This is a genomic window from Bacillus sp. NS1 (assembly GCF_058248265.1).
Map to the genome: position 1 here is coordinate 795,031 of NZ_JBZAZF010000003.1, position 22,402 is coordinate 817,432.

Sequence of the window (22,402 nt, forward strand, 5' to 3'; positions counted from 1 at the left end):
TTGATTTTGTTGTAGAATAGCGCCGAATCCTGTAAAATGACGTTAGTTATTTTTAAAGGGAGAGTTGGTATGTATAAGGGTGTTTTTTACTTGTTCTTTGTTGTGGTATTTTTGATTGCTTTTGTGTTTTCAAATTTTAAAGACAGTTTAATTGTACACTTTTAAAATAGGTCTTTGTATTAGAACATGTACCCCTTATTTTTCATAGCTTAGTAATGTAATAAAGTTTATGGAAAGGGGATTTAATCATGCATCACTGCAGACCGCACATGATGGCGCCGATTGTCCATCCTACTCATTGCTGTGAACACCATACGTTTTCAAATACTATCGTGCCGCACATTCACCCACAGCACACAACAAACGTAAATCACCAGCATTTTCAGCACGTTCACTACTTTCCACACACTTTCTCAAATGTTGATCCGGCAACGCATCAGCATTTTCAAGCAGGAAGACCTTGCTGCGACTAGTATGGAAACGTGCAGCTTGATGGTGTAAACAAACAGCACATCAAAATGGGGCCCAATGGGAGCCCCATTTTTTAAAGCAGGTGAAGTAATGAAAGTATTGGCAGTAACAGGATACAAGCCGTTTGAACTCGGGATTTTTAAACAGGATGATAAGGCACTGTATTACATAAAAAAAGCGATCAAAAACCGGCTGATCGGATTTTTAGATGAGGGCTTAGAATGGATTTTAATATCGGGCCAGCTTGGAGCGGAACTGTGGGCGGCTGAAGCTGCATATGATCTGCAGGAGGAATACCCTGATTTAAAGGTAGCTGTGATTACCCCTTTTTACGATCAGGAAAAGAACTGGAAAGATCCTAATAAAGAGCTTTATGAAGCTGTTCTGGCACAGGCTGACTATGAAGAAAGCCTGACTCACAGGCCGTATGAAAGCCCGCTTCAGTTTAAACAAAAAAATCAGTTCTTCATAGAAAAATCAGACGCGCTGATGCTTTTATATGATCCTGAGATGGAAGGATCTCCAAAGTACATGCTTGAGACGGCTGAAAAGAGACGCGAACAGGATGGCTACCCCATTTACTTTATCACAATGGATGACTTAAGAGTGACAGTAGAGGAAGACAGCTACTCATAGCAATAAGAGAAATTTGACAACCGTACAGATTTCTGAAAAAATATATGTAATGATTCACGATACGAGGTGAAAAAGATGCTTGCTGATAAAGTTAAGCTTTCTGCGAAAGAAATTTTGGAAAAAGAATTTAAAACAGGCGTTAGAGGCTACAAGCAAGAAGACGTTGACAAATTTTTAGATATGATTATTAAGGATTATGAAACCTTCCATCAAGAAATTGAAGAACTGCAGCAGGAAAATCTGCAGCTGAAAAAACAGCTTGAAGAAGCCAGCAAAAAACAGCCTGTGCAATCTAACACAACGAACTTTGATATTTTAAAACGGCTGTCCAACTTAGAAAAACACGTTTTTGGCAGCAAGCTTTATGATTGATCGCGCTTGAAAAAAATGGTGCTTGTAAATTGCAAACAGTTGTTATATAATAATTCTTGTTCTTAACGTTCGGGTAATCGCTGCAGATCTTGAATCTGTAGAGGAAAGTCCATGCTCGCACGGTGCTGAGATGCCCGTAGTGTTCGTGCCTAGCGAAGTCATAAGCTAGGGCAGCCTTGATAGGCTGACGGCAGGAAAAAAGCCTACGTCCTTTGGATATGGCTGAGTATCCTTGAAAGTGCCACAGTGACGAAGTCTCACTAGAAATGGTGAGAGTGGAACGCGGTAAACCCCTCGAGCGAGAAACCCAAATTTTGGTAGGGGAACCTTCTTAACGGAATTCAACGGAGAGAAGGACAGAATGCTTTCTGTAGATAGATGATTGCCGCCTGAGTACGAGGTGATGAGCCGTTTGCAGTACGACGGAACAAAACATGGCTTACAGAACGTTAGACCACTTACATTTAAAATGATGAAAACAAGCTCTCCCGTATAAGGAGAGCTTTTATCTTGAAAAGAAAAGTTTTAAAAGACAGGGTGATACGATGAAGAAGTATACACTAATTGCAACGGCGCCGATGGGCATTGAAGCTGTTGTCGCAAAGGAAGTACGAGATTTAGGATACGAATGCAAGGTTGATAACGGAAAAGTTATTTTTGAAGGCGATGCGCTTGCTATTTGCCGTGCAAACCTTTGGCTTAGAACAGCCGACCGTATAAAGGTCCAGGTTGCTTCTTTTAAAGCGAAGACATTTGATGAACTGTTTGAAAAAACGAAAGCGATTAACTGGCGCTCATTTATACCTGAAAACGGGAAATTCCCTGTCATCGGGAAATCGGTAAAATCAACACTTGCAAGCGTTCCCGACTGTCAGCGGATTGTCAAAAAAGCGATAGTCGAAAAGCTCAAGCTGCAGTCCGGCAAAGCCAATGACTGGATTGAAGAAACAGGTGCCGAGTATAAGGTGGAAATTTCTTTATTGAAAGATCAAGCGGTTATTACACTGGATTCTTCTGGGACAGGCCTCCACAAACGAGGATACCGTGTCGACCAAGGCGGTGCGCCGATTAAAGAAACACTTGCTGCCGCTTTAGTGCAATTAACCAATTGGACCCCGGACCGTCCATTTGTCGATCCTTTCTGCGGTTCCGGAACGATCGCGATTGAAGCCGCGTTAATCGGCCAAAATATCGCCCCGGGCTTTAACCGCGATTTTGTCTCAGAGGACTGGGGATGGATTGGTAAAGAGCTGTGGGACAAAGCACGCCTTGAAGTCGAAGAAAAGGCGAACTATGACCAGCCGCTTACGATATTTGCAAGCGACATCGACCACCGCATGGTTCAAATCGCAAAAGAAAATGCAGAGGAAGCAGGCTTGGGAGATTTAATCGAATTTAAGCAGATGCAGGTCAAAGACTTCACGACACCTTTGGATTTTGGCGTGATTGTCGGCAATCCGCCATACGGAGAGCGTCTTGGTGAGAAAAAAGCCGTTGAGCAGATGTACAAAGAAATGGGACAGGCGTTCGAACCTCTTGATACCTGGTCTGTGTATATGCTGACTTCGAATGAGAATTTTGAGGAAGCATACGGCAGAAAAGCGACGAAGAAACGAAAGCTCTTTAACGGATTTATTAAAACGGATTATTATCAATACTGGTCAAGAGTAAGACCGCAGCGCAAGAAAACAGAAAACGCATAAAAAGAAGACGCTCTGCATGCGTCTTCTTTCATCTTTCAGCCATATTCTATCGTTACCAACGGTGCGCTTTCGCATTGCTTCTCAATATAATGTTGGTTTGGGACATTTCAGTGTGACCGTTTACTTGAGACTTAGAACGTTTAGGCCGCGTCCAATTATGATGAAACAGTTCAGAATGCTGATCTAATCGATTTCTATAACTCATGTCAACATCACTCCCTGATAGAATATTGTTGATAAGACGGATAATCCGGTTACGGAATATCGAATGTAGTTTGTGCAAGTTTCGGCGATAACATGCGGAAAGCATGTATATAAAATGAAAAGTTCGCATACAATGATGATTATTTCCATCAGAGGTGATCTCATGCTGAACAGCGAACATATTAATCTTATTCAAAGGGCGCTTGACGCAACAGCCAACGAGCTGAAGGAGCTCGGGGCTGATTTGTCTCCGTCTGTGATGTCGCATGCGCAAAATGATTTAGAAAAAGCGGTGGAACATATTTTTTCAACAGACCATCCTTTTTTATCGTCGCATGTGATCAATCGGAAGTAAGTAGCAAAAAACTTGGCTTTGCCAAGTTTTTTTATTGTATTCATCAGTAGGAAATGATATTATTGGTGGTCTGAATGTTGAATAGTTGGGGGTTGGAACTAGGTGACAACATCACGTTTGCCTTTTTCTTTAACGAAAACAAAGAATTTTTATGAAGAATTGAACAATTGGATTGGTGACGTGTTTTACGATATCCTTCCCGAAAAAGGGTTTGATCTTCGGGATGAGCAAGTATTTATGGCTTTTCAGCTGGAGCGGGCGTTTAAAGAGAAAAAAGTCATGTTTGCCGAAGCTGGAGTGGGAACGGGGAAAACGCTGGTTTATCTTCTTTTCGCGATCAGCTATGCTAGATATGTCGGCAAACCTGCCATTATCGCTTGTGCTGATGAAACATTAATCGAACAGCTAGTAAAAAAAGAGGGCGATATTTCAAAGCTGGCTGAGCATCTCGATCTGAAAATTGATACAAGGCTGTCGAAGTCACATGAGCAATATTTATGCTTAAAGAAGCTTGAAAAAACGATGCAGCGATCTGATGATGATAAATGGCTGGATCTTTATGAGTCGTTACCGTCATTTGTCCATGAATCACAGGCGATGCAGCGCTTTTATCCGTATGGCGACCGTAAGCAGTACGCTAATCTATCGAATGAAGAATGGTCTGAAGTAAGCTACGACTCGTTTCAGGATTGTCTGACTTGTGATATGAGACACAGATGCGGTTTGACGCTTTCCAGAGATTATTACCGTAAGTCAACCGACTTAATCATTTGTTCCCATGATTTTTATATGGAGCATGTATGGACGGAAGAATCGCGCAAACGAGAGGGCCAGCTGCCGCTCTTGCCTGATCACAGTGCAGTTGTATTTGATGAAGGGCATCTGTTAGAGTTTGCTGCACAAAAAGCATTAACCTACAGAGTGAAGCAGTCTACTCTTGAATTGTTTTTGGAACGTTTGCTTCAAAATGACATCAGAGAAGAGTTTGCTGAACTGATTGAAGATGCGCTTGCTGCAAACGATGAATTTTTCTATGTTCTCTCTGAAGAATCAAAAGAAGTAGCTGGTTCACACCGTTTAGAAATAAAAAATGACCAGCGTGTCAAAAAGGCGGCGGACGAGCTTTGCCGTTTGCTTGATAAAATCGGTGAGGCTCTCGTGTTCGAGTCTGAGATGTACACGATTGATCAATACGAGCTGTCAGTTGTGGAAGAATATGTTGAACAAATGGCGTATTCATTATCTCTATATCAAAAGGATGCGATCAGCTGGCTGGAGAAAAAGGAAGCAGAATCAACCTTTGTTGTAATGCCGAGAACGGTAGCGGAAGTGCTGGGCGAAAAAGTGTTTTCTAAGAAAATTCCTTATATCTTTTCTTCTGCTACGCTGTCAGAAGGCGGTTCGTTTGATTATATTGCTGACAGTCTGGGGATTCACGATTATTTGTCGTTAACCGTTGATTCTCCTTATGATTATGACGAGCAAATGACCGTTAATCTATATGCAAAAACAGAGATGACGGCTGAACAAAAAACGGCTGAAACAATTAAAACAATCAAGCGTTATAAAGGCAGAACGCTAGTGCTTTTCCCTTCTTTTGAGGAATTAAACGAATTTAAGAAGCTGTCGGCGGCTTGGGAGCTGCCGTATCCGATTTTCTTTGAAGGTGATGAAGAAATCAGCAGCTTAGTGGAGAAGTTCCAAGAGGAAGAGGAAACAGTACTTTGTTCGGTTCACTTATGGGAAGGACTCGATATTCCTGGTGACGCATTGAAGAATGTTACCATTTGGTCATTGCCATTCCCGCCTCATGATCCTGTATTTACAGCGAAACGCAACGGGGCGAAAAAAGATCCGTTTGAAGAAGTTGATCTGCCATATATGTTATTACGCGTACGGCAGGGCATCGGGCGTCTGATTCGTTCGAATCAAGACAGTGGCTCGATTCACATTTACGCTGGCGGAGAAAATGAACGCATCATGAACGAGGTCAAAAAGGTCTTGCCTGTTGAACCGCATATGATGTAATAGAAAAAAGCTGACGATCGTGTTCGTCAGCTTTTTTGATTTGTCAGCGGGATAGCCAGCCGCCGTCAACTGCTAATATATGCCCATTTACATAATCTGAAGCACGTGATGCCAAAAAGACTGCAGTCCCGCCGATATCATCCGCTTTGCCCCAGCGGCCGGCAGGGATTCTCTTTAAAATGTCCTCATTCCGCTTTTCATCATCCCGAATAGGCTGTGTATTCGCTGTAGAAATATAGCCAGGGGCGATGGCGTTAACCTGAACACCGGACGCTGCCCACTCATTTGCAAATGATTTTGTCAAACCGGCAACCGCGTGTTTGCTCGCTGTATAAGCGGGAACGAGGATACCGCCTTGAAAAGACAGGAGAGAGGCGATATTAATAATCTTTCCATAACCTCTTTTCAGCATGTGGCTGCCTGCCAGCTGTGTCAGAATAAACAAGCTGTTTAGATTGACATTCAGTACGTGATGCCAGTTCTCTTCTGCAAAATGTTCCGCTTTTTCCCGGTGAATAATGCCGGCATTATTGACAAGGATGTCGATCTGCCGGTTTTCAAACAGCTCAGCTGCAGAATCCTTTATTGCTTCTGGCTTGCTCATATCCAATGTAAAAGATGTAAACGTTCGGCCTTCCTGTTCTACAAGCTGCTGTGTTTCAGACAGACTGCTTTTATGTGATGTGCCGATAATATCAGCGCCAGCTCCGGCCAGCGCTTTGGCAATTCCTTGACCGATTCCCGTTCCCGGCCCTGTTACCAGTGCTGTTTTTCCTTCTAATGAAAAGGCGTCATGTAGATAACTCATTCTATTTCAGCCCATCCATCGGAACGACATCCATGTCCGTGAATGTGTAGTTTTCTCCAGCCATCGCCCACACAAAGCTGTAGTTTGATGTTCCTGCACCAGAGTGAATAGACCAGGCAGGAGAAAGGACAGCCTGCTCATTTCCGACAACTAGATGGCGTGTTTCGTCCGGCTGGCCCATGAAGTGAAACACCTTCGAATCCTTCTCAAGATCAAGGTAAAGATAAGCCTCCATCCGGCGGTCATGGACATGTGCAGGCATGGTGTTCCAGTTGTTGTTTGGATCTAGCATCGTAATTCCCATCATAAGCTGACAGCTTTTAATGCCATCTTGATGAATGACTTTGTACAGGCTTCTGACATTAGACGCTGCATCATCGCCTAGGCGGTCCGGTGTCAGTTCAGAAAGTGCGGCTTTTTGCGTCGGATAGCTTTGATGCGCACAAGCGGAGACGAAGTAAAATTTAGCTTGTTCTCCGTTCAGACTTGTAAATGCTACATCTTGATTGCCCATTCCGATATAGAGAAAATCCTTTGTCTGGAGCACATATTCATCATCACCGACCCTGACAGCGCCAGGCTGGCCGACATTAATAATCCCGATTTCACGCCGTTCCAGAAAAAAGTCTGTTTTAAGGAAATCTCCGGCGTCAAGCTTCAGTTCACTTTGCCCTGGAGCCGCACCGCCGATGACAACCCGGTCTTCATGCGAGTAATACATCGTCAGTTTGTTTTCCGTAAATAAAGTATCCATTAAGAAATGACTGCGAAGCTCCTCTGTTGTAAAGCGCTTTACTTGTTCAGGGTGTACAGAATAACGATTTTCCATTATATTTCCCCCTTGGTTAGGATTTCGGCCTCACTTGAATGAAAATATTTTGGTAACGGTTTCAAAGAAAATTTTAGGATAAATAGCGAAAAGAGTCAACGGAAAAATTGTGAATAAGCACATTATTAAAAAAACTCTTTCCTATTTTAAAAAATATGGTATTCTTTTGTTGTAACGGTTTTGAAATCGGTTTCAAATATATGAGATACAGGAGCACTTGAATGAAAAAGAAAACAACAGGCCATACGACCATCAAAGACGTAGCTGAATATGCAGGAGTTTCGAAATCGACAGTTTCCCGCTATATCAACGGAAAAATTGATGCGATTTCTCCTGAAAAAGTGAAAAACATTAAAAAGGCAATTGCAGAATTGAATTATCGGCCAAGTAAAATGGCGCAAGGTTTGAAAATAAAAAAAAGCAAATTAATCGGTTTTGTTGTAGCTGACATTACAAATCCTTTTTCGGTTGCGGCTTTCAGGGGAGTCGAAGAGGTTTGTGATCAATTTGGCTACAGCATTATGGTGTGCAACACAGATAACAGTCCTGAAAAAGAGCGGGAAATGCTCTTAAAGCTTGAAGCCCATTCGGTTGAAGGGCTCATTTTAAACGCAACCGGAGAAAACAAGGATGTACTGCACGCCTTTTCTGAACAGCAAATTCCAACGATATTAATTGACCGGAAACTCCCGGATCTGAAACTGGATACGGTAACGACTGACAATAGAAGGATTACAAAAGAGATTCTTCAGAAGATTTACAGTAAAGGGTACACTGATGTCGCGCTGTTTACCGAACCAATTTCATCAATCAGCCCTCGTGCAGAAAGAGCAGCTGTGTACCAGGAAATGGCTTCGGCCCAAAATACGAACGGGCTTGTCAGAATGTATGAAATTGACGTGAAAAACAAGGAGCAGCTTAAGGCGGCGCTTCGTTCTTTTCACAAGGAGATGCCGGGGCAAAAAAAAGCGATTCTGGCTTTGAACGGCTTAATTATGCTGAAAATCATCAGCTGTATGGAAGAGCTTGGTCTGCGCATCCCTCAAGATATAGGGATTGCTGGGTTCGATGATACGGAATGGTATAAACTGATCGGTCCGGGCATTACAACGATCGCCCAGCCGTCACATGATATGGGCAGGACGGCGATGGAACGTGTATTAAAAAGGATTGAAGGTGACAAGGGAGCGCCTCAAACCATTGAATTAGAGGCAGAAGTCATCATGAGACAGTCACTTTAATCCTAGGTGCCCTCAACTAAGAGGAGGTTGGGAAGAAATGAAGCTTGATGCGGTGACATTCGGGGAATCGATGGCCATGTTTTACGCAAATGAGTATGGAGGCCTTCATGAAGTATCCACTTTTTCTAAAGGGCTGGCCGGAGCAGAAAGCAATGTCGCTTGCGGCCTGGCCAGACTCGGATTTCAGATGGGATGGATGAGCAAGGTTGGAAATGATCAGCTTGGAACATTTATTTTACAGGAGCTTAAAAAAGAGGGAGTGGATGTGTCCCGTGTGATCCGCTCGCAGGACGGAAATCCAACCGGTCTGCTGCTGAAGTCAAAAGTGAAAGAAGGAGATCCGCAAGTTACCTATTACAGAAAAAACTCAGCTGCAAGCACATTAACTTCTGCTGAATATCCGAGAGATTATTTTCAATCCGCTGGCCATTTGCATGTCACAGGCATTCCGCCTGCTTTGTCAGCCGATATGAAAGACTTCACGTATCATGTAATGAACGACATGAGAAACGCCGGGAGGACGATTTCACTCGATCCCAATTTGAGGCCATCGCTTTGGCCTGATCAAGCAACAATGGTACACACAATCAATGATTTGGCTGGGCTTGCAGATTGGTTTTTCCCCGGGATCGCAGAGGGAGAGCTATTGACCGGAGAAAAAACACCTGAAGGCATTGCCAACTATTATCTGAAAAAAGGTGTAAGCTTTGTCGCTATTAAACTCGGAAAAGAAGGTGCTTACTTTAAAACGAGAACAAGTGAAGGATTTGCAGAAGGTTTCCGGGTCGATCGGGTGGTTGATACAGTCGGTGCCGGAGACGGATTTGCAGTCGGGGTGATCAGCGGAATCCTTGACGGATTGTCGTACAAGGATGCGGTGCAACGGGGAAATGCGATTGGCGCTTTGCAAGTTCAGGCACCGGGGGATATGGACGGCCTGCCAACCAGGGAGAAATTAGCTGCGTTTTTATCTGCTCAAAGAACGGTTTACCAAAAGAAAGGGGATTATTAATATGGAGTCTAAAAACGTTGAAAACCGTCTGAAAGAAGCAAGGCTGATTGCAGTCATTCGCTCAAAGGATACACAGGAGGCCTGTCAGCAGATTGAGAGTTTACTAGACAAAGGGATTCGTGCGGTTGAAGTGACTTATACGACGCCTGGGGCATCAGATATTATCAAATCCTTCAGTAATAGAGAAGATATCTTGATCGGCGCGGGCACGGTCATCACTGCGCAGCAAGCGGGAGAAGCTGCTGAGGCTGGCGCGCAGTTTATTGTCAGTCCGGGTTTTTCACCTGACCTAGCTGAACATCTTTCTTTTTTAAAAACACATTATATCCCCGGCGTATTGACTCCGAGCGAAATTATGGAAGCGCTGACATGCGGTTTTACTACATTGAAGCTATTCCCAAGCGGTGTGTTTGGCATCCCGTTTATGAAAAATTTAGCGGGTCCTTTCCCGCAGGTGACCTTTATTCCGACAGGCGGGATACATCCGTCTGAAGTGCCGGATTGGCTCAAAGCCGGAGCTGGTGCCGTTGGTGTCGGAAGCCAGCTGGGCAGCTGTTCAAAAGAGGATTTGCAGGCTGTTTTCCAAGTGTAAGGGATCATGTTTTTTCATAACCGGAGGATGGGAGAATCCACATATGAAAATCAAAGCGACAATTGAACGGGTACCTGGCGGAATGATGATTATTCCGCTGTTTCTGGGAGCGGCGCTCAATACGTTTGCACCTGGAACAGCGGAGTTCTTTGGAGGTTTTACGGGTGCTTTGATTACCGGAACGCTGCCGATACTGGGTGTTTTTATCTTTTGCGTAGGAGCGACGATTGATTTTCGTTCTTCAGGCTACATTGCAAGGAAAGGAATCACATTATTATTGGGGAAGGTCGGATTTGCGGCGCTGCTCGGCGTGATCGCAGCGCAATTTATACCTGATGAAGGCATACAATCCGGCTTTTTTGCAGGTCTTTCTGTTTTAGCCATTGTCGCGGTAATGAATGAAACGAACGGCGGCCTGTATTTGGCGCTCATGAACCATATGGGAAGAAAAGAGGATGCGGGCGCTTTCGCATTTATCAGTACAGAATCAGGTCCTTTTATGACCATGGTGACGTTTGGTGTGACAGGACTTGCCGCATTCCCATGGGAAACGCTGGCAGCGACCGTCATCCCATTTTTACTCGGCTGTATACTTGGAAATCTTGATCATGATCTCAGAGACTTATTCAGCAAGGTTGTGCCGGCGATCATCCCGTTTTTTGCCTTTTCGCTCGGCAACACCTTGAATTTTGGAATGCTGATCCAATCAGGGCTGCTTGGGATTTTTATCGGTGTTTCTGTCGTCATCTTATCGGGCAGCTCCTTGTTTTTGCTTGATCGTTTTGTCGCGCGGGGAGACGGTGTGGCGGGTGTGGCGGCTTCTTCTACGGCGGGGGCGGCTGTAGCTGTGCCATACGCATTAGCAGAAGCGAATGCTTCGTTTGCACCAATTGCTGAATCGGCAACTGCAATCATAGCGACAAGCGTTATTGTTACCTCGCTATTAACCCCGCTTGCAACAGTGTGGGTGGATAAAAAAATCAATGATAAAAAGCGGAAAACACCGCCGCCAAAAAATCAAATGACAATCAACTGAACCCACAGAAGGCTGCCGTCCAAAATACCGGCAGCCTCTTATACAAACAATTTGACTTTCATACCCCCTTCCATTAGCCTGTAATGGAACGGCTAGAATAGGGAGGGAATGGATATGGAGATACATACATATGAAAAGGAATTTTTTGATCTTTTAAAAAGAATCTCACATTACAGTGAAGCAGTTGCTTTAATGCACTGGGACTCCAGAACAGGTGCGCCAAAAAACGGCTCAGAGGACCGTGCGGAAAGCATCGGCCAGCTTTCAACAGATATATTCAACATCCAGACGTCGGATCGGATGAAGGAGCTAATCGATGCTCTGTATGATCGATTTGATGACTTGTCTGAAGATACGAAAAAGGCAGTGGAGCTGGCGAAAAAAGAGTATGAAGAGAATAAAAAAATTCCTGAAGCTGAATACAAGGAATACGTAATTCTGTGTTCCAAGGCAGAAACTGCGTGGGAAGAAGCGAAAGGAAAATCTGATTTCAGCTTGTTTTCCCCTTATTTAGAACAGCTGATTGAATTCAATAAACGTTTTATTACGTATTGGGGTTATCAAGAACATCCTTATGATGCATTGCTTGATTTGTTTGAGCCGGGTGTTACGGTAAAGGTGCTTGATCAGCTGTTTTCCGAGCTCAAGGAAGCGATTATTCCTCTTGTTAAACAGGTGACAGCTTCAGAAAATAAACCAGATACAAGCTTTATCACAAAAGCGTTCCCGAAAGAAAAGCAAAAAGAGCTTAGTCTGTATTTTTTACAGGAGCTTGGCTACGATTTTGATGGCGGACGGCTTGATGAAACTGTTCATCCATTTGCGACCACGATGAACCGCGGAGACGTTCGGGTCACGACGAGATACGATGAAAAAGATTTTCGTACGGCGATCTTTGGCACCATTCATGAGTGCGGTCACGCGGTATACGAGCAAAATATTGACGAGGCACTGAGCGGGACGAACTTATCAGACGGTGCATCAATGGGAATCCATGAATCTCAATCATTATTTTACGAGAATTTTATCGGCCGCAACAAGCATTTTTGGACACCGTACTATAAGAAGATTCAAGAAGCATCACCTGAACAGTTCAAGGACATCTCTCTGGATGATTTTGTCCGGGCAATCAATGAATCAAAACCCTCATTTATCAGGGTTGAAGCGGATGAATTAACGTATCCTCTTCATATTATCATCCGATATGAAATTGAAAAAGCGATTTTCAGCAATGAAGTGTCAGTGGAAGAACTGCCATCGCTTTGGAATCAAAAATACCAAGATTATTTAGGGATTACACCGCAGACGGACGCAGAGGGAATTTTACAGGACGTCCATTGGGCAGGAGGAGATTTCGGCTACTTCCCATCCTATGCGCTCGGTTACATGTATGCAGCTCAGCTGAAACAAAAAATGCTTGAGGATCTTCCTGAATTTGACACTCTCTTGGAAAGAGGGGAATTTCATCCGATAAAGCAGTGGCTGACGGAAAAGGTGCACATTCACGGAAAACGGAAAAAGCCGTTAGACATTATTCAAGATGCAACAGGAGAAGAGCTGAATGTACGCTATTTGATCGACTATTTGTCAAGCAAATATTCAAATCTCTATCTGTCGTAATCAAAAGCCTGGCGGCCCGTCCGTCAGGCTCTTTTAGATTGGAATCCCTTGAAAGACGAATGATGTTTCGGAAAATGAAAATAAAGTTCGGAAATTTTCATTTTCCGTCTATGCAAGAGATGAGAATCTTGATATAATTTATTACAATATCATAGGAACACTCATATAATCGCGTGGATATGGCACGCAAGTTTCTACCGGGCACCGTAAATGTCCGACTATGAGTGAGCAATGAGACCGCATCTGTACGGTTTTTTGTTATATCAGCATTGCTTGCTCTTTTTTTGAGCGGGCAATGCTTTTTTTATTCTCATAACGGAGGTAAGACAGGATGGAAGCACTGAAACGGAAAATAGAGGAAGAAGGCGTCGTATTATCTGATCAGGTATTGAAAGTGGATTCTTTTTTGAATCACCAAATTGATCCATTGCTGATGCAGAAAGTCGGCGACGAATTTGCGGCCAGATTTGCAAAAGACGGTATTACTAAAATTGTGACAATCGAATCATCTGGAATCGCTCCCGCTGTGATGACAGGCTTGAAGCTGGGGGTGCCTGTTGTCTTTGCGAGAAAACATAAATCATTAACTCTCACCGACAACTTGCTGACAGCGTCTGTTTATTCCTTTACAAAGCAAACAGAAAGCCAAATCGCAGTCTCAGGAACCCACCTGTCGGATCAGGATCATGTACTGATTATCGATGATTTTTTGGCAAATGGACAAGCAGCACACGGACTCGTGTCGATTGTGAAGCAGGCGGGTGCGTCTATTGCGGGACTTGGCATTGTCATTGAAAAGTCTTTTCAGCCGGGAAGAGATGAACTTGTGAAGCTGGGCTATCGGGTGGAATCTTTGGCAAGAATTCAATCCCTGGAAGAAGGAAAAGTGTCCTTCGTACAGGAGGTTCATTCATGAAAAACGGATTTGGCAAAACGCTGTCTTTAGGGATACAGCATGTGCTCGCTATGTATGCCGGTGCCATTGTCGTTCCTTTGATTGTCGGAAAAGCAATGGGCCTTACTGTCGAACAGCTGACCTACTTGGTATCAATTGATATTTTTATGTGCGGTGTGGCAACACTTCTGCAAGTGTGGAGCAACCGATTTTTCGGGATTGGGCTTCCGGTTGTGCTTGGCTGTACATTTACAGCTGTATCGCCGATGATTGCAATTGGATCTGAATACGGGGTTTCAGCGGTTTACGGAAGTATTATCGCTTCAGGCATTCTTGTCATTCTGATTTCATTTTTCTTTGGAAAGCTCGTATCGTTTTTTCCGCCGGTCGTGACAGGCTCAGTTGTTACGATTATCGGTATTACACTGATGCCGGTTGCAATGAATAACATGGCCGGCGGAGAAGGAAGTGCAGATTTCGGAGATCTCTCCAATCTTGCTCTCGCCTTTATCGTTTTGAGTATCATTGTGCTTCTATACCGTTTTACAAAAGGCTTTATTAAATCCATCTCGATATTGATCGGTATTTTGATTGGGACTTTCATCGCTTATTTTATGGGAAAAGTCCAATTTGATAACGTTTCGGACGCGGCAGTTGTTCAAATGATTCAGCCGTTTTACTTCGGAGCGCCGTCTTTTCATACAGCGCCTATTATTACGATGTCCATCGTTGCGATTGTCAGCCTTGTAGAATCAACGGGTGTTTACTTTGCCTTAGGTGACCTGACGAACCGCCGTCTGACAGAGAAGGATTTGTCTAAAGGCTATCGCGCTGAAGGGCTGGCTGTGCTGCTGGGCGGTATTTTTAACGCTTTTCCTTACACGGCATTTTCTCAAAATGTCGGACTTGTGCAGCTCACAGGAATAAAGAAAAATGCCGTCATTGTTGTCACGGGTGTGATCTTAATGGCATTTGGACTATTTCCGAAGATCGCTGCTTTCACGACCATTATTCCATCTGCTGTTTTGGGCGGGGCAATGGTGGCGATGTTTGGAATGGTGATCGCTTACGGAATCAAAATGCTAAGCCGCATTGATTTTGCAAAACAGGAAAATCTGCTGATCGTTGCCTGCTCAGTGGGTCTAGGTCTCGGTGTGACAGTTGTGCCGGATATTTTTAAGCAGCTTCCAAGCGCCTTAACGCTACTTACGACAAACGGAATTGTTGCCGGCAGCTTTACTGCAGTAGTCTTGAATATTGTATATAACGTATTCTCTAAAGCCAAAAAAACAGAACAAAAAGCTGACATCACTGAGCGAAAAACAGCAGTCTAACTCCGCCGCGGCGGAGTTTTTTGCATATAAAAAAGATCGTTGCGGCACAATGTATCAAAGAGGTGATCGCATGGCATTTATTTTATCCATCGGAACAAGTCTTCCTGCGTACGATGTAAACCAAGAGAAAGCGGCTGAGTTCGCCCGCAATATGTTTCAGTACTCCTTTAAGGATATTGACCGGCTGTTAACCTCCTTTAAAAACGGGCAAATCCACTCGAGACAATTTGTTAAGCCGATTGAATGGTATAAAGAGGATCACAGCTTTGAAGAAAAAAATCAAATATATATAGAAGAAACGCTTAAGCATAGCAGAGAGGCTGTTCGGGAGTGCCTCTCTCATCCTGAATTTCTTCAAGAAGCCATTCCTTATGAGAAAGTGGATGCTGTTTTTTTCGTCTCCAGCACGGGCCTTTCCACACCGAGCATCGAGGCGCGGCTCATGAATGAACTTCCGTTTTCTCCATATACAAAGCGGATTCCGCTTTGGGGGCTCGGCTGTGCAGGAGGAACAAGCGGACTTGCGCGCGCAGCCGAATACTGCAAAGCGTATCCTGAAGCTTTCGTGCTCGTCATTGCTGCTGAGCTGTGCAGCCTGACTTTCCAACCGGAAGATAAAACGAAAAGCAATCTGATCGGCACCTCGCTTTTTGGCGACGGCATTGCTGCAGCATTATTATGCGGAGAGAAGGCGGACCGCAGGATGTCAAAACAGAAGCTTGTGCCGAAAATAACGGATTCCCAATCTGTTTTGATGAAACAATCAGAAGATGTCATGGGCTGGGATTTTACTGATCAAGGATTCAAAGTCATTTTCTCAAGAGATATTCCGACTTTGGTGGAAAAATGGCTCAAAACAAATGTACAGGTTTTTTTGGACAAACATCAGCTGTCATTCAGTGATATCAGTGTTTTTTTAGCGCATCCAGGCGGAAAAAAAGTGATCGATGCCTACATCAAAAGTCTTGAGCTGTCACCAGAAAAGCTTTCATCTGCACAAAGCATATTGCAAAAGCACGGAAATATGTCTTCAGCCACAATATTGTATGTGATCAAAGAACATCTGCTGGACGGACATAAAAAGGAAGCAGAACGGGGACTGATTGGCGCATTAGGGCCGGGATTTTCATCAGAGCTGCTGTTATTCAGCTGGGGAAAGGGGGCTTGATTCATGTTTTGGTTTTTGATCGTCATTCTCATTACTCAAAGAGTGGCTGAAATGGCAGTAGCCAGACAAAACGAACAAAAAGTAAAGAAACAAGGGGCGATTGAATTCGGCGAGAGCCACTATCCGTATATCATCATCATGCATATCCTTTTTTTCTTGTCTTTAATTGCGGAAGTGCTGCTGATGAACAAACAGCCGTCAAGCTGGTGGATTGGTATCGCTGCTGCTATTTTATGCGTGCAAGCAGTACGGTATTGGGCACTTTGTTCCTTAGGAGCATATTGGAATACGAAAATTCTTGTCGTTCCAGGGGCAGAGCTTGTAAAAAAAGGCCCTTATAAATGGATAAAGCATCCAAACTATACCGTTGTTATATTAGAAATCTTATTGATTCCGCTGCTGTATCAAGCCTACGTCACCATGTGTCTGTTTTCCATTGTCAATGCCGTGTTGTTAACTGTCAGGATACGTACAGAAGACAAGGCATTAGAGGAATACAGTATAAAATAGAGATTGAAAATCATTCTCACCCATGTTAAAATGAATTTGAAAAAGATTCTCAATCAGGATGGTGAAGCAAATGACAATGCTATTTTTGCTTGGGGCGGTTTGTACATATAGTATACTAATTGGTTTTGTATTAAAAGGAATTTCAAATAAATCTGTTTAATCAATCTGGAACTTGTCAAAGTTGCAGATTTTCTTTTATAAAGGCTGCCATATGGCGGCTTTTTTCTATTATCTTAAAGAAATTTGGATCATTCTTGTGTAAAATGAAAGAGAATGTATTCAGATCTTTCGAAAAAGATTCACAATTGAAACGGCACAAAGGGGTTCAGATTTATGACAGAACATAACAGAGAAGAGCTTTTACACAAAACAGGGGAACTTTATAAGCGGTTGATCGAGAATCAAGATGAACAAAGAGCTGCTAAACTGGCTGCAGTCATGAAAAAAGCGGCAGATGAAGAGGTTTATATCGCGTTTACCGGGCATTATTCAGCGGGAAAATCATCACTGCTGAACTGCCTGTTAATGGAGAATATATTGCCGACAAGCCCGATCCCAACAAGTGCTAACCTTGTTGTGATCAGAAACGGGGAAAAGCATGTTCGGCTCCATACAACAGACGGAGCATGCGCTGAGCTGGAGGGGGCTTATCAGAAAGACAAGGTGCAGCAATATTGTAAAGATGGAGAGCAAATTGAAAGCATTGAAATTTTTGACCGGTATACTGAGATCGATTCAGGGGTTGCGTATATTGATACCCCTGGGATTGATTCAACAGATGATGCCCATTTTCTATCGGCGGCGTCTATCCTCCATCAGGCGGATGCGCTGTTTTACGTCGTTCACTATAATCATGTGCACTCAGAGGAAAATGTAAAGTTCCTCAGATCGATAAAAGAAAGCATTCCGAATGTGTATTTTATCGTCAATCAAATTGACCGCCACGATGAGACGGAGACACACTTTAAAGACTATAAAGCACAGGTAGAGGAGATGCTTTGCAATGAAGGCATTTCAAAGGGAGCTCTCTATTTTACGTCAGTGACAGAGCCGAACCACCCGTTTAATCAGCTTGAGATCTTGAGAGAAGAATTAAAAAGAATAGAACAGCAATCAAAAAGCAATATGCAGGCTTTAACAAAACAAAAAGTCCGCAATCTGCTGAAGGAACATACGGAAATGCTTTTGAAAGACGAAACAGATGGTCCAAGCTTCGCTGAACAGCTTGACACACAAACTGAACGGGTCCAATCGCTGCGTGATCAATTGGATGAGGCGGCGAAACAAGCGACAAAGGCAGAAAACAGGATGCAGGAAGAAATCAATCGCATTTTAAAAAACGCCAACCTGACGCCCTTTGAAATGCGTGAGCTGGCATCTGCATTCCTAGAATCGCGAGAGCCTTCTTTTAAAACCGGTTTTTTCTTTTCTAAAGCAAAAACTGCACAGGAAAGAGATAGAAGAAAGAATGCTTTTTTCTCTGATGTGAAAAAACGAACAGAGGCCGAAGCAGATTGGCACATAATAGACACGTTCCATAAACTCGCCAAGGCTTTTGATATTCATACAGCTGAAAGTGAAAAGCTGATTCAGGCCTATCACACTCCGCTTGAAATTGACATCATTGAGCACGCAGTCAAGCATGGTGCAGCTTTTTCCTCAGAATATGTATTGCAATATACAAAAGACTTGGCAGAGCTCATCCGCAAAGAGGCGAAAAGGAAAGCGGCAGATATCATAAAGGTGCTTACCGAGATGGTGAAAGCGTGTGTTTCCAAAGACTTGCAAACGATCAATGGCCGGCTCATACAGGAAACAGAAAAACTCGCCCTTCTCCAAGAACAGGCCCGTTTAGAGAATAATGCCCGCGAGAAAGCTGATCGCATATGGGCTGTTTGGGAAGAGGAGTCCGCATGCCCAATGCACATAGACACCGACTGGTTTAAAATGAAGAAAAAAACAGTAGCGGCTCCGGAACAGAAACGAAGCCAAGGCCAGCAGACGCAGCAGATGATGCAGAAACCAGAAAACAAAATGGAGCAAGAACTGCCGCTTCAAGACCAGATCGAACGCTTTCACACTTTGTCTGACCTTTTAGGTGAATACAGCATGTTGTCAAAGCAAACTTCAGCCTTTCGGGAAAGGATTAAAAGGCTAGAGGAACGGAAATTTACACTTGCTCTTTTTGGAGGCTTCAGCTCGGGGAAATCATCATTTGCCAATGCGCTTGTCGGTGAAAGGGTGCTGCCGTCCTCGCCAACGCCAACCACAGCCACAATTAACAAAATCACAAAACCAACCAATGGCAACATCAACAAAACAGCGGATGTGGTATTTAAGACGGAGGAAGACATAACGGCTGACATTATGCAGCTCACCGGAATACAAAAAGAACCAGCAGGCCGTTCTTTCACAGAGAAGTGGAAAAAGGCAGTCAAAAAAAGCCGGCTGCAGGAAGAACACATCAAATTGATCAGCAACTTTCTGTTTGCATACGAAAAGTATAAGCAATATATACAGGAACAAAAGAAGTTAACGATTCCGCTGTCTGAATTAAAACCGTATGTGGCAGAAGAGTCAACAGCCTGCGCTGTGAAAGAGGTAACAGTCTATTATGCATGTCAACTTACTGAAAAAGGGATTACAATCGTTGATACGCCTGGTGCGAGCAGTATGAATAAACGGCATACAGAGCTGGCATACCAATATATTAAAGATGCCGACGCGTTTTTTTATATGACCTATTACCAGCATTCCTTTTCGAAAGGTGACCGTTCATTTTTGCGAAAGCTCGGGCTTGTAAAAGAATCACTCAGCATGGATAAAATGTTTTTCGTCATTAATGCAGCGGACCTTGCGAAAGATAAGACAGAGCTCGAAACAGTGAGCGATTATGTCAGCGCAGAGCTTGTAAAAGAAGGGATCCATGATCCGCAGATCTTTACCGTATCTAGTAAGGAGGAACTGCTGAGAAAACCGGAATCATTTTATAACCAGTTCACGAAAGTAAGAAAACACTTAGACCGGTTTATAAATGTGGATGTAAAAAAAGCGTCAGCTGCACAGCTCAGTTCGGAAGCAGACAAACTATGCGAAACGGTTTTCCAGCTTCACCAATCCCAGCATCAGTCTAAGGAAGAAAAGGAAGCGGAGAAACAGCGCATTATGCTGTCATTTGAGCGGACAGCAGCTGAGATCGAGAAGCGGCGGAACTCAGAAATCATCATTGAGAAAGTAAAAAAAGACACAAAAGAACAGCTTTATCACATTACACAGCGATTATCCTTCTTTGCAAATGATTTATTAAAATCGGCATTTCATCCCGGCCTTCAGAACGGGGAATGGAAAAAGAACGTCGGCAATGCGATGACAACCGCCTTACATGAATATCAGTTTGAATATGTTCAGGAAATCAAAACGCTTGATGTTCGCATGAGCGGTTTCATCGAGCGACATATTGCCGAAGAGTGGCTGGAAAGCTTTCAAAAAACATTAAATGAGGATGGTTATTTTTCCATTTATGCAGGTGAGCAGCCTTCGAACGGCATACAGCTTAAGGAAGTTGAACCTGAATTAGATGAACGTGCCTTTGAGCAGGAACAAAAAGAGATCAAATCACCGAAGCAGTTTTTTGAACAGAAAGGAAAAACGGCCTTCATCGAAGCTGTACGGATGAAACTCACGAAAATCACAGAGGCTTGGGTAAAAAATGAAGAAGAAAGCCTTATCTCTCATTACACAGATCATCTCAGGCGTTTACAGGAGGATATGGCTGAAAAAGCAATAGAACAAATAAAGGATCAAAAAGATACGTATATAGGAGGATATGGGGAAGGGGATCATGCGAAAGAGGTTGAAAAGGCATATCAAGCATGTATCTCCTGGCAAAGATCAGACAATACAATAAAAACGTAAAATTCAGTTGGCTTGTATTTCAAGTCGTGATAGACTAAATAGAAAAAAGCGAGATGAACGATTCATGTCAGAGGTACATAAAGCAATTTCAGCACATTCATCAAAACAGCACGAGCATATCAAAGCATTTATGCGTCTTGAAAACATGCGTGAAATGGCCATTGAAGAAGCGGTTTCAAAATGCAAAAACGATGAGCCTTTTACTACGGATGCAATTAATGAAATTACCGAGCAGATCAATCAGCTCGCCAAAAAAGGCATCGTCCCGACAAGACGCCTTGTATCAAAAGAAATGGTCAAAGAATACGTAAGCCGTATGTAAGCTGGATGATCCTGTCGCGAGTGAATCTCCTGCCGGAAGCATATACTATATGTATCCGACGTAAGGGGGGATTCATGTTGGGCAGAACAAAACTGGGAAACAGAAATGCACAGGCGAATAACAATGCCAAAAAGAAAAACGGATTTCAAACCCATTTTGACTCTTACGCAGGACGCGAAGCTGAAAAGCTGATCGCCAGCAACAAAAGACACAACGACTGATGTTATTAAAACAGTATCTCTAATCGAAGAGATGCTGTTTTTTATTTTTCGGCTGCTTTATGGTAAAATAGAAAGAATGAAAGAAAAGGGAGTTAACTTATGAATAATAATAATAAACTATTGCTAGTTGACGGCATGGCTCTTTTATTCCGGGCTTTTTTTGCCACGGCCGTGCATCGTAACTTTATGATAAATGACAGCGGGGTGCCGACGAACGGCGTCAACGGATTTTTAAAGCATTTGATCACAGCTGTTGAAACATTCCAGCCGACACACGTCGTCTGCTGCTGGGACATGGGAAGCAAAACGTACCGAAATGACCTGTTCCAAGATTATAAGGCGAACCGCAGCGCACCGCCTGTGGAGCTGATCCCGCAGTTTGATTTGGCAAAGGAAGCGGCTGATGAGCTTGGTATCATGAATATCGGCTTTGCCGGGTATGAGGCGGATGATTGTATCGGAACCCTTGCCGCTTTGTTTGCGAATGAAGCTGACATTACGATTGTAACAGGGGACAGAGATTTACTTCAGCTGTTAACGGATAAAGTAAGCGTGGCTCTGCTCCAAAAAGGAATTGGAAATTATAAAGTCTATACAACAGAGACTTTTTATGAAGAAACAGGCGTCCTGCCGAAGGCTTTAATAGATATTAAAGCGCTTATGGGTGATTCCAGTGATAACTATCCTGGTGTCAAAGGAATTGGAGAAAAAACAGCCTACAAACTGATTCGTGAATACGAAACGATTGACCGGTTATTAGAAAATCTTTCTCTTCTTCCGAAGGGACAGCAGGGGAAAATTCAGCAAGGTTTGAGCGATTTGGAGATGTCGAGGAAGCTTGCGGAAATTCATTGCTCCGTGCCGCTGGTCTGCACATTAAAAGACGCTCTATTTACCCTGAAAATGGAGCAGGCGGCTGACATGCTTCGCCGCCACCAAATCAAAGGAATTGAGCGTATGCTCGAAAAACTGAACGCTAGAGAGATCGTGTAGATCTTCTCTAGCGTTTTGTGTTGCTTTTTTTGGCTCTTTCCTCAAGCTCTGTTTTAGGGTCGTTATGTGTATTGCCTTCCAGGTCGCCTTGCGGAGTCACACCGCCGGTCAGCCGGCCTTTATCTTTCTTTTTCATG

Annotated in this window: 25 protein-coding genes, 1 other RNA gene and 1 riboswitch; of the genes, 22 read left to right on the plus strand and 4 right to left on the minus strand. The window is 43.5% G+C overall.

The genetic code is table 11. The features are described 5' to 3' along the window. Positions 1-36 precede the first annotated feature (36 nt). The 6 genes from AC4CV5_RS14655 (at position 37) to AC4CV5_RS14680 (ending at position 3,182) form a co-directional block, all read left to right on the plus strand. A complete protein-coding gene (locus tag AC4CV5_RS14655; protein ID WP_119996594.1) occupies positions 37-165 on the plus strand; it encodes a hypothetical protein in 129 nt (42 codons plus the stop codon). Between the two features lie 83 nt (positions 166-248). Continuing rightward, positions 249-473, plus strand: a complete 225-nt coding sequence (gene cotD / locus AC4CV5_RS14660; RefSeq protein WP_080010318.1) for a spore coat protein CotD — start codon at positions 249-251, stop codon at positions 471-473. 88 nt (positions 474-561) lie between these two features. Further along, positions 562-1,107, plus strand: coding sequence for an SLOG family protein (locus AC4CV5_RS14665; RefSeq protein ID WP_166851483.1), 546 nt, complete (start codon positions 562-564; stop codon positions 1,105-1,107). A gap of 75 nt (positions 1,108-1,182) precedes the next feature. Further along, positions 1,183-1,479: a cell division regulator GpsB gene (gene gpsB / locus AC4CV5_RS14670; RefSeq protein WP_003225629.1), complete on the plus strand. Its 297-nt coding sequence runs from the start codon at positions 1,183-1,185 to the stop codon at positions 1,477-1,479. 65 nt (positions 1,480-1,544) lie between these two features. Continuing rightward, positions 1,545-1,926, plus strand: an RNA gene (rnpB, locus tag AC4CV5_RS14675) — RNase P RNA component class B. A gap of 98 nt (positions 1,927-2,024) precedes the next feature. Then, the gene (locus AC4CV5_RS14680) at positions 2,025-3,182 is read left to right on the plus strand and encodes a THUMP domain-containing class I SAM-dependent RNA methyltransferase (protein WP_490923093.1); all 1,158 of its coding nucleotides are present in this window, start codon (positions 2,025-2,027) and stop codon (positions 3,180-3,182) included. 52 nt (positions 3,183-3,234) lie between these two features. Here AC4CV5_RS14680 and AC4CV5_RS14685 read toward each other — a convergent pair whose 3' ends face one another. Further along, the gene (locus AC4CV5_RS14685; protein WP_010327933.1) at positions 3,235-3,387 is read right to left on the minus strand and encodes a YpzG family protein; all 153 of its coding nucleotides are present in this window, start codon (positions 3,385-3,387) and stop codon (positions 3,235-3,237) included. Between the two features lie 162 nt (positions 3,388-3,549). Between AC4CV5_RS14685 and AC4CV5_RS14690 the strand changes: the two genes are divergently transcribed. After that, positions 3,550-3,741 (plus strand): hypothetical protein, encoded by a 192-nt coding sequence (locus AC4CV5_RS14690; RefSeq protein ID WP_166854644.1) that lies wholly within the window; start codon positions 3,550-3,552, stop codon positions 3,739-3,741. A 102-nt stretch (positions 3,742-3,843) separates the two neighbouring features. Then, entirely contained in the window at positions 3,844-5,769 is a 1,926-nt protein-coding gene (locus AC4CV5_RS14695; RefSeq protein ID WP_166851489.1) for an ATP-dependent DNA helicase, read from the plus strand. A gap of 43 nt (positions 5,770-5,812) precedes the next feature. Here the strand turns inward: AC4CV5_RS14695 and kduD are convergent, their stop codons facing one another. Continuing rightward, positions 5,813-6,577: a 2-dehydro-3-deoxy-D-gluconate 5-dehydrogenase KduD gene (gene kduD / locus AC4CV5_RS14700; RefSeq protein ID WP_222143041.1), complete on the minus strand. Its 765-nt coding sequence runs from the start codon at positions 6,575-6,577 to the stop codon at positions 5,813-5,815. Between the two features lies 1 nt (position 6,578). Continuing rightward, positions 6,579-7,406: a 5-dehydro-4-deoxy-D-glucuronate isomerase gene (gene kduI, locus AC4CV5_RS14705; RefSeq protein WP_166851495.1), complete on the minus strand. Its 828-nt coding sequence runs from the start codon at positions 7,404-7,406 to the stop codon at positions 6,579-6,581. Between the two features lie 221 nt (positions 7,407-7,627). On the opposite strand from kduI, the gene kdgR reads away from it, so the two are divergent. The 14 genes from kdgR to exnP all read left to right on the plus strand — a co-directional run bounded on the left by kdgR (position 7,628) and on the right by exnP (position 22,265). Next, entirely contained in the window at positions 7,628-8,647 is a 1,020-nt protein-coding gene (kdgR, locus tag AC4CV5_RS14710) for a pectin utilization transcriptional regulator KdgR (protein WP_166851498.1), read from the plus strand. Positions 8,648-8,684: 37 nt separating this feature from the next. Next, complete coding sequence (kdgK, locus tag AC4CV5_RS14715; protein ID WP_326221741.1) at positions 8,685-9,659, plus strand: 2-dehydro-3-deoxygluconokinase; 975 nt, start codon at positions 8,685-8,687, stop codon at positions 9,657-9,659. A gap of 1 nt (position 9,660) precedes the next feature. Further along, a complete protein-coding gene (gene eda / locus AC4CV5_RS14720; protein ID WP_326221742.1) occupies positions 9,661-10,251 on the plus strand; it encodes a bifunctional 4-hydroxy-2-oxoglutarate aldolase/2-dehydro-3-deoxy-phosphogluconate aldolase in 591 nt (196 codons plus the stop codon). A 43-nt stretch (positions 10,252-10,294) separates the two neighbouring features. Further along, a complete protein-coding gene (gene kdgT, locus AC4CV5_RS14725) occupies positions 10,295-11,287 on the plus strand; it encodes a 2-keto-3-deoxygluconate transporter (protein ID WP_166851506.1) in 993 nt (330 codons plus the stop codon). Between the two features lie 114 nt (positions 11,288-11,401). Continuing rightward, positions 11,402-12,907 carry a carboxypeptidase gene (gene ypwA / locus AC4CV5_RS14730; RefSeq protein WP_490923094.1) on the plus strand — a complete coding sequence of 502 codons (1,506 nt, stop codon included), beginning with the start codon at positions 11,402-11,404 and terminating at the stop codon, positions 12,905-12,907. 141 nt (positions 12,908-13,048) lie between these two features. Beyond that, positions 13,049-13,148, plus strand: a riboswitch (purine riboswitch). 90 nt (positions 13,149-13,238) lie between these two features. Further along, positions 13,239-13,823 carry a xanthine phosphoribosyltransferase gene (xpt, locus tag AC4CV5_RS14735; RefSeq protein ID WP_166851512.1) on the plus strand — a complete coding sequence of 195 codons (585 nt, stop codon included), beginning with the start codon at positions 13,239-13,241 and terminating at the stop codon, positions 13,821-13,823. Further along, on the plus strand, positions 13,820-15,136 hold the full coding sequence (pbuX, locus tag AC4CV5_RS14740) for a xanthine permease PbuX (protein ID WP_166851515.1): 1,317 nt from the start codon (positions 13,820-13,822) through the stop codon (positions 15,134-15,136). Before xpt ends, pbuX begins: the two co-directional genes overlap by 4 nt. 70 nt (positions 15,137-15,206) lie before the next feature. Further along, positions 15,207-16,304, plus strand: a complete 1,098-nt coding sequence (locus tag AC4CV5_RS14745) for a type III polyketide synthase (RefSeq protein WP_490923095.1) — start codon at positions 15,207-15,209, stop codon at positions 16,302-16,304. A gap of 3 nt (positions 16,305-16,307) precedes the next feature. Then, on the plus strand, positions 16,308-16,814 hold the full coding sequence (gene bpsB / locus AC4CV5_RS14750) for an alkylpyrone methyltransferase (protein WP_166851519.1): 507 nt from the start codon (positions 16,308-16,310) through the stop codon (positions 16,812-16,814). 70 nt (positions 16,815-16,884) lie between these two features. Beyond that, complete coding sequence (gene fbpC, locus AC4CV5_RS14755; protein WP_109491777.1) at positions 16,885-16,974, plus strand: Fur-regulated basic protein FbpC; 90 nt, start codon at positions 16,885-16,887, stop codon at positions 16,972-16,974. Positions 16,975-17,147: 173 nt separating this feature from the next. After that, positions 17,148-20,729 carry a dynamin GTPase gene (gene dynA, locus AC4CV5_RS14760; protein ID WP_490923097.1) on the plus strand — a complete coding sequence of 1,194 codons (3,582 nt, stop codon included), beginning with the start codon at positions 17,148-17,150 and terminating at the stop codon, positions 20,727-20,729. Between the two features lie 64 nt (positions 20,730-20,793). Then, positions 20,794-21,051, plus strand: coding sequence for a YpbS family protein (locus AC4CV5_RS14765; protein WP_166851525.1), 258 nt, complete (start codon positions 20,794-20,796; stop codon positions 21,049-21,051). Between the two features lie 74 nt (positions 21,052-21,125). After that, entirely contained in the window at positions 21,126-21,272 is a 147-nt protein-coding gene (locus AC4CV5_RS14770; RefSeq protein ID WP_003230761.1) for a hypothetical protein, read from the plus strand. Positions 21,273-21,371: 99 nt separating this feature from the next. Continuing rightward, the gene (gene exnP, locus AC4CV5_RS14775; protein ID WP_166851528.1) at positions 21,372-22,265 is read left to right on the plus strand and encodes a 5'-3' exonuclease ExnP; all 894 of its coding nucleotides are present in this window, start codon (positions 21,372-21,374) and stop codon (positions 22,263-22,265) included. A gap of 7 nt (positions 22,266-22,272) precedes the next feature. Here exnP and sspL read toward each other — a convergent pair whose 3' ends face one another. Beyond that, positions 22,273-22,401 (minus strand): small, acid-soluble spore protein L, encoded by a 129-nt coding sequence (gene sspL, locus AC4CV5_RS14780; RefSeq protein WP_003218255.1) that lies wholly within the window; start codon positions 22,399-22,401, stop codon positions 22,273-22,275. Position 22,402: the final 1 nt, after the last annotated feature.